Below are 6,790 nucleotides of genomic sequence, written 5' to 3'. Positions count from 1 at the left end.
CCGCACAGCGCCGCCCCGTGCCTCACACCTCCCCAGCCTCGTCACTCGCCCTCGCTTCGCTTCGGGCGACTGACTCCCTCGCGGCCGCCGCTTCGCTCCGGCCGCTCGCAGGCACGCGCCGCCGTCACATCCGGTTGCCTTCTCTCGTCGCGCGTGACTTTCCAACCGCCGCGACTCGCAGCCTTTTTACCTGCGCTGGCGGTAGGAGTGGCTACTATGGCTGAGGACAAGGCTCGAAGCACCGGCAGCGCGGGCCGATTCGGCGCTCGCTACGGCCGGGTCGCCCGCAAGCGGGTCCAGGACATCGAAGAGGAGATGCGCAACGCGACCGTCGACGGCGACGACGTCAAGCGCGTGGGTACCGGCATCTGGGTCAACGAGGAGACCGGCGAGACGTTCACGGGCGGCGCGTACCGCCCCGAGACGCCCGGCGGTCGCACCGTCCGCCGCTCCATCCGCGCCGCGCTCGCCGACGAGGAATAGGACGATGAGCTACAAGTGCTCCCGCTGTAAGCGCGACGTCACCCTCGACGAGTACGGCGGCGTGCGCTGCCCGTACTGCGGCCACCGCGTCCTCCTGAAGGAGCGCGGCGGCGACGTGAAGGAAGTGAACGTCGAGTAATCCGACGCTTTCGTCTCCCTCTCGGACCGTGACGCGCGCACACGAGACGGTCCTCTCGTTCACCGACCCCGCCGAGCGGCGCGCACGGGTCGTGGCCGACGCGCTCGGCCCCGAGATCGGCGAGATCGACGACGCCCGCTCGACCGCGACGGTCGACCGCGAGGGCGACGCGGTCCGGGTCCGCGTGCTCGCCGACGACCTCGTGGCGCTGCGCGCCGGCGTCAACAGCTGGTCGCGACTGATCGCCGTCGCCGAACGCGTCGGTACCGGCCGCGATTGAGGATCACCGGAGATGCCGATACGGCGGCCTTTCAGTCCGCTGCGCTGCGAATTGTCCCTCGTCGGAGAAGTAAGGGGTTTTTCTGTCCGGGCCGCCTCGGTCCGCCCATGCAAGGGAACATGCCGCCCGAGGCACAGGAGAAGATCGAGGAGCTGCAGGAGCTTCAGGAGACCGCACAGCAGGTCGCCGAGCAGAAGGAGCAGGCGCAGTCCGCGCTCAACGAGTCGAAGACCGCCCTCGACGCCCTCGAAGACGTCGACGAGGACGCGGGCATGTACCGCGAGATCGGCGAGGTCCTCGTCGAGACGGACTACGAGTCCGCCTACGACGACCTCGAGGACAAGGTCGACTCGCTCGAGGTCCGCGTCGAGCAGCTCACGAAGCAGGAGGAGCGCGTTGAGGAGCAGTTCGACGACCTCCAGAGCGAGCTCCAGCAGATGCTCCAGGGCGGCGCCGGCGGCGGCGGCCCGATGGGACCGGGCGGCCCGGGCGCCGGCGGCGCGTAAGGCCGTGGCCGACGACGCCGACGCCGCCTCGGACCCGAGCGACGATGAGGTCGTTCGCACCGCCGCCGAGGCGGCCGAGGGGATCGTTTTCAAACACTACGACCAGTCGGCCGTCACGGATCTCGACGTCACCGTCACCTTCGAGGACGGGGTCCTCGACGTCGACGTCTACCTCAACGCGCCCGCGGACGCCGGGCCAGACAGAGAGGCGGTCGCGCAGGAGGCGGTCGAGACCGCGGGCGAGGCTGTCGACGAGCTGTTCGACGAGTAGGCGCTCGCCGTCTTCTTCCGTTCTTTCACCGCCGCTACCGGTGGGCCTCGGGTCCGCGCGACGCCGTCAGGCCGACTCGCAGATCGCGACGAAGTTCTCGAAGACCTCCTCGCCGCGCTCCGTGTGCGCGACCTCCGGGTGCCACTGGACGCCGTACAGCCCCGCGTCCGGGTCGGCCATGGCCTCGATGCCGCAGACGTCGGAGGTGGCGGTGCGACCGAACCCGTCGGGCAGCTCGGTCACCTCGTCGGCGTGGGAGGCCCAGACGCGCGTCTCCGGCGCGAGCGAGCCGACGAGCGGGTCCTCGTCGTCGACGATCTCCACGTCCACGTCGGCGTAGCCGCCGTAGTCGCCCTCGCCGACCGCACCGTCGAGTTCGCTGGCGATCAGCTGCATTCCGAGGCAGATCCCGAGGACGGGGAGGTCGCGGTCGAGGTAGTCCGGCGCGTTCCCGACGCGGTCCATGTCGGGCCCGCCCGAGAGGACGACCCCGTCAGCGTCGACCTCGTCGGCCGGCGCGTCGGCCGAGACGATCTCGGTGTCGACGCCGAGGTCGCGGAGCGCCCGCCGTTCGAGGTGCGTGAACTGGCCGTGGAGGTCGATGACGACGATTCGGGTCATGGCCTCGATTGACGACAGCCGCACAAAAACGGCTCGGAACGTGTCGCAGTATCGTGGTGGTTTCCGCCGCCGCGAGGTTAACGAAAATACACAAACGCGGATCGATCAGAGGGCTAGCGGGCCGCGCTTCGTGAACTCGCGGAGCAGCACGGTCGCGTACGACCCGCTCGGCAGCGCGAACGCGAACCGGGGGTCGCCGTCCGCGAACGACGCGTCGAGGTCGGTCCGAAGGAGGATCGCCCGCCGGGTGCCCGCGGAGTCGAACTCGCCGGGGAGGTCGAAGTCCCCCGGCTCGATGCCGGCGTCCGCGAGCACCTCGCGTTCGATCTCGCCGGGCTCGCCGTCGCCGAGCTCCGTCTCGGTGCCCACCAGCGGCGCGGTGACGAACGCCCGCCCGCGCTCGCAGTGCCTAGCGACCACGTCGACGCGGTCGGCGTCGACCCGCTGGAGCCGGTCCGCGTCGGGCGCGTACAGCTCCCCGGGCGCGTCGCCGTCGGCGAAACAGACCACGTCGCCGGCGACGGGGCGGTCGAAGGGGAGGCCGCGGCGCAGCCGCTCGCTGATGATCCGGTTGAAGAGGAACGACTGCGCGGCGTTGACGAACAGCCGCTGGAGGTTCGAGGGAACGGCCTCCAGCGCGTGCCACCAGTCCTCGTCGTCGGGCGGCGCGTCGGGGTCGACGCCGCGGTCGGCGAGCCGGTGGACCATCGACCGCTCGAACCGGAGCTTCCCGGGGATCGCGTCGAGGCACGCGGCCCAGTCGCCGTCGCCCGTGCCGTCGGCGGCGCGACCGCCGTCGCCGGGACTGCCGTCGGCCCCGAAGCCGTCGTCGGCTCCGGAACCGTCGCTCACGCCGAAGGCCGCGTTCACACGGTCGCGCGCGGCGCGGGTGTCGTCCGGCTCCGTCTCCGCCGGGTTACCCGCGTACAGCCGGACCGCCTCGCGGGGGTCCTCGCGGGCGATCGCGAGCCCGACGACGTGGGTGACCGGTCGCCGGCTGCCGAAGCGCTGCTGGCCGAAGTAGTTCGGGACGCCGACGGTCGCCTCGATCGGAAACGCCCGCTCACCGGTCGAGGAGTCGTTCGGCCCGTCCGCGCCGCCCGCGAACGCCCGGAGGTCTTGTACCGCGTCCGCGACACGCTCGGGTGCCTCCCCGACCGCGTCCGCGACGCGGATCTCGAAGGCGTTGCCGGCGAGGTCGCCGAACGAGAGGCTCCGCCCCGCCCGGCCGAGCGCCTCGACATCGGCGCCGCGGATCTCGGGGAGCGCGTCCGCGTCGACCCCGCGGACCGTGAACAGCTGCGTGGTGACGGCGCGCTTGTCCTTCGTCCCCGCCCACGAGACGCGCTCGCGGCTGATCCCGAGGGCGTCCGAGAGCCGGCGCGCGAAGTCGTTCGTGTCCCAGTCGCGGAGCGTCGCCCGGACGACGAGTTCGGGGTAGCTCCCCGCTTCGGCGCCGAGCGGCTCCGCGTCGAACGCCTCCAGCTCCCGGACCCGAAAGTCCTCCGGCGACTCGCGGAGCCGGCCGCCGATCCCGTCGGCGTCGCTGACGTAGTACGCGATCCCGACGGCGCGCTCGGTCGGGTGCGCCTCGCGGAGGGTGCGTTCGGGGGCCATTCAGTACAGCGAGAGGTCGCCGGTCACGCGGTCGACGCTGTCGTCGCGGGCCGGCCCGACCGCGAGCGCGGTGACGGTGCCGGGCTCTAACTGCGTGTGCCCGGCGTCGCGGACGATCGCGTACGGGAGCCCCTCCCTGTCCGCCTTGTCGGCCAGCTCGAACAGCCGGCTCTCGGAGTCGCCCTTGAGGACGACCTTCTTCTGTCCCTCGCCCTGCCACTTCTTCCGCGCCCGCTCGCTCGCGTCCTGATACGCCGACAGCGACGCGTGCGCGGCCTGCGCGGCGAGCTTCCCCTCGCCCATCCCGATGTCCGTCCGCGCGACGATCGCCTGTTTCATGTCCCGATTCACCGCCGCCGCGGGTTTAGCGCTTTGCTCTCGGTCGTCACGCCGACCGCTGGCGGGCGAGCGACCGAAAAAAGATCCGCGAGAACGCGACCGGCTTCAGTCGTCGGCGGGCGCCGCACCGCTGCGCGAGCCCGAGCCGAGGCCGGACGCCACGTCGGCGACCGTCCGCTCGTTGTTGACGACCCACCGGAGCAGGAGGAACGCGAAGAGGTACTTCGCGACGATGTCCATCCCGCTGTACGCCCACGAGGTGATCGCGACGTCAAGCACCGCCAACCCCTCGGCGCCGAGCGCCCAGAAGATCGGGTAGCCGAGCCAGAGGACCACGGTGAGCACCTTCAGCGTATTGAAGATGTCCGCCGTCCCGGCGATCTCGGCGTCCTCGGCCCACTCGGCGAGCAGGATGTAGAGGACGACGACGAAGAACGCGCAGCTGATCGCGTACCACACCCAGCGGAGCAGGTACGAAGACGTCGTCAGCGCGGCCGCGAGGCCGGTGACGCACATCCCGATGTCGGCCACGACGGCCGTGAACAGCTTCGTGGTGTTCGACCCGGCCAGCAGGCCGAGCGCGATGAGGATCATCGGCGTCGACAGCGCCCACGTGAGGTACCGGCCCCACGGGGTGAGAACCTCCTGCCCGGCCAATGCGTGGCCGGCCGGCATTTCGAGGAAGCTCACCGTGAGCCCGGAGACGAGGCCGGTGTAACTGGAGATAGAGACCAGCGGGACCATCAGCGTGGCCACGAAGATCAGTTGCGCGCGCGGGTCCTCCACGTTCCGGCCCATGTACACGAAGAGGAGGATCGAGAGGCCCGCGAGGGGGATGTTGATCCAGAGCGACGAAGCGAGGAGCGTGTCGCTCTGAACGGCCTCGAAGATCTGCGTTTGGGTCATTTCGAGCGGGACCATTCCGCCTGCGAGTATGTCGGCCGCTGCTGTTTCGATCATGCGACGGTGTGTATCACGTGGCGTATTTATTAAATGTACCAACCTGACTGGTAAGGTTTTTCTAACAGATTCCGGAACCGACTCGTATTATTCGAAATATTCTTATTTATCGGTTAAATACCAGACGATCGTTTCGTCCCTCGCGGTCATCGACCGACCAGCGGGAGTCGGTCCAGCGGGCCAGCGCCGACGTCCGCCTCGACGGCGGCCGCGCAGTGTTCGCCGCCGAGCAGGCACATCGGCACCCCGATCCCCGGGTTGCTGCTCCCGCCGACGTAGTAGAGCCGGTCGGTCCCGCGGACGCGCGGCCCGGGGCGGAGCGGGCCGGTCTGTCGCATCGTGTGCGCGAGTCCGAGCGCGCTCCCGCCGGGCTGGTCGAACCGCTCGGCGAACTCGGAGACGCACGCGGACTCCTCGGCGACGATCCGGCCGCGGAGGTCGGCGCCGGCCCGCGACGCCACGGCGTCGAGGACGCGCTCCCTGAGCGCCGTCCGTCGCTCGGGGGTGTCGTCGAGCCCGGGCGCGAGCGGCACGAGCGTCACGACCGCCTCGTGGCCGTCGGGCGCGACCGACGGGTCGGTGCGCGAGGGCACGTTCACGTACACGACCGGGTCCGTCTCCCCAGTCGGCCACGCGGGGTCGTCGAATATCGCCGCGAAGTGCGGGTCCCAGTCCGTCGGCAGCGCGAGCGTGTGGTGTTCCAGCTCCGGCAGCTCCCCCTCGACGCCGAGGTACAGCAGGTGCGCCGCGGGCCCGTACGTCCGCCGGTCCCAGTAGTCGCCGACCCGCGAGACGGCGCCGTCGGGGAGCAGCTCGCGCTCGACGTGCGCCGGCGGCGCATTACAGACGACCCGGTCGTGGACGTAGCGGTCGCCGCCGAGCTCGACTTCGACGCCGCCGTCTATCGGCTCCAGCGCCGTCACCTCGACGCCCGTGTGAACGTCTGCGCCGGCGTCGCGCGCCACCGTCTCGACCGCCTCGATCACCTCGTACATCCCGCCCATGGGGTAGTAGACGCCGAGCCCGTAGTCGACGTGGCTCATCAGCTGGTACAGCGCCGGCGTGTTGTGCGGCGACCCGCCGAGGAAGACGAGCGTGTACTCCAACAGCTGCCTGAGCTTCGGGTGATCGACGTACGACCGCACCGTCTCGTCGAGCGTGGAGAGGAGGTCGAGCTCCCGTCCCCCGGCGAGGACGTCCAGCGAGAGGTAGTCCCGGAACCGCGATCGTCCGGGGAGCACGAACCGGTCCATCCCCGCCTCGTACGCTCGCTCGGCGTCGGCGAGGTACTCGCGGAACGCCTCGCCAGCGCCCGCCTCGTACGACTCGAACAGCTCGGCGGCCGCGTCGGGATCGGCGGGCACGTCGGCGCTGTCGCCGTCGTCCCAGAAGACGCGGTAGTGGGGGTCGAGCCGCGTCAAGTCGTAGAACTCCTCGGTCGACCGACCGAAGTCGTCGAAGAACCGGTCGAACAGGTCCGGAAGGAGGTACCACGACGGCCCGGTGTCGAACCGGAACCCGTCGAGTTCGATCCGACCGGCGACGCCGCCGACGCGCTCCGCGCGCTCGTACAC

The 6,790-nt window shown here is 70.6% G+C and carries 10 protein-coding genes; 5 read left to right on the top strand and 5 right to left on the bottom strand.

Annotated features, from left to right (window positions below):
- Positions 1–216: 216 nt before the first annotated feature.
- From B9H04_RS16970 to B9H04_RS16950, 5 genes are all read left to right on the top strand, one after another.
- Complete coding sequence (locus B9H04_RS16970) at positions 217–483, top strand: eL43 family ribosomal protein (RefSeq protein WP_049932448.1); 267 nt, start codon at positions 217–219, stop codon at positions 481–483.
- A gap of 4 nt (positions 484–487) precedes the next feature.
- Positions 488–622, top strand: a complete 135-nt coding sequence (locus tag B9H04_RS16965; RefSeq protein ID WP_004049526.1) for a DNA-directed RNA polymerase subunit P — start codon at positions 488–490, stop codon at positions 620–622.
- A gap of 28 nt (positions 623–650) precedes the next feature.
- Positions 651–902 carry a KEOPS complex subunit Pcc1 gene (locus tag B9H04_RS16960; protein WP_085682881.1) on the top strand — a complete coding sequence of 84 codons (252 nt, stop codon included), beginning with the start codon at positions 651–653 and terminating at the stop codon, positions 900–902.
- Between the two features lie 119 nt (positions 903–1,021).
- Positions 1,022–1,408, top strand: coding sequence for a prefoldin subunit beta (locus tag B9H04_RS16955; RefSeq protein WP_008440520.1), 387 nt, complete (start codon positions 1,022–1,024; stop codon positions 1,406–1,408).
- 4 nt (positions 1,409–1,412) lie between these two features.
- Complete coding sequence (locus B9H04_RS16950; RefSeq protein WP_085682880.1) at positions 1,413–1,679, top strand: DUF3194 domain-containing protein; 267 nt, start codon at positions 1,413–1,415, stop codon at positions 1,677–1,679.
- Between the two features lie 66 nt (positions 1,680–1,745).
- On the opposite strand, the gene B9H04_RS16945 is transcribed toward B9H04_RS16950, so the two are convergent.
- From B9H04_RS16945 to B9H04_RS16925, 5 genes are all read right to left on the bottom strand, one after another.
- Positions 1,746–2,300: a GMP synthase subunit A gene (locus B9H04_RS16945; RefSeq protein ID WP_049932452.1), complete on the bottom strand. Its 555-nt coding sequence runs from the start codon at positions 2,298–2,300 to the stop codon at positions 1,746–1,748.
- 105 nt (positions 2,301–2,405) lie between these two features.
- On the bottom strand, positions 2,406–3,917 hold the full coding sequence (gene truD / locus B9H04_RS16940) for a tRNA pseudouridine(13) synthase TruD (RefSeq protein WP_049932453.1): 1,512 nt from the start codon (positions 3,915–3,917) through the stop codon (positions 2,406–2,408).
- The gene (gene pth2 / locus B9H04_RS16935; RefSeq protein ID WP_049932454.1) at positions 3,918–4,256 is read right to left on the bottom strand and encodes a peptidyl-tRNA hydrolase Pth2; all 339 of its coding nucleotides are present in this window, start codon (positions 4,254–4,256) and stop codon (positions 3,918–3,920) included. It abuts the gene before it with no gap.
- A gap of 105 nt (positions 4,257–4,361) precedes the next feature.
- On the bottom strand, positions 4,362–5,162 hold the full coding sequence (locus B9H04_RS16930; RefSeq protein WP_085682882.1) for a bacteriorhodopsin: 801 nt from the start codon (positions 5,160–5,162) through the stop codon (positions 4,362–4,364).
- 200 nt (positions 5,163–5,362) lie between these two features.
- Positions 5,363–6,790: phytoene desaturase family protein (locus B9H04_RS16925; RefSeq protein ID WP_085682879.1), on the bottom strand; the 1,428-nt coding region annotated here is incomplete at its 5' end.

Origin of the sequence: Halorubrum ezzemoulense DSM 17463, from assembly GCF_002114285.1 — an archaeon.
GTDB classification, from domain to species: Archaea; Halobacteriota; Halobacteria; order Halobacteriales; family Haloferacaceae; genus Halorubrum; species Halorubrum ezzemoulense.
The sequence above is the reverse complement of the archived record's forward strand: the minus strand, read 5'-3'. Positions and strand labels throughout refer to the sequence as shown.

Excerpts from the sequence above, each read along its gene's own strand:
- B9H04_RS16970 (WP_049932448.1), top strand. The coding sequence starts at position 217 with ATGGCTGAGGACAAGGCTCGAAGCACCGGCAGCGCGGGCCGATTCGGC.
- B9H04_RS16965 (WP_004049526.1), top strand. The coding sequence starts at position 488 with ATGAGCTACAAGTGCTCCCGCTGTAAGCGCGACGTCACCCTCGACGAG.
- B9H04_RS16955 (WP_008440520.1), top strand. The coding sequence starts at position 1,022 with ATGCCGCCCGAGGCACAGGAGAAGATCGAGGAGCTGCAGGAGCTTCAG.
- B9H04_RS16945 (WP_049932452.1), bottom strand. The coding sequence starts at position 2,300 with ATGACCCGAATCGTCGTCATCGACCTCCACGGCCAGTTCACGCACCTC.
- truD (WP_049932453.1), bottom strand. The coding sequence starts at position 3,917 with ATGGCCCCCGAACGCACCCTCCGCGAGGCGCACCCGACCGAGCGCGCC.
- pth2 (WP_049932454.1), bottom strand. The coding sequence starts at position 4,256 with ATGAAACAGGCGATCGTCGCGCGGACGGACATCGGGATGGGCGAGGGG.
- B9H04_RS16930 (WP_085682882.1), bottom strand. The coding sequence starts at position 5,162 with ATGACCCAAACGCAGATCTTCGAGGCCGTTCAGAGCGACACGCTCCTC.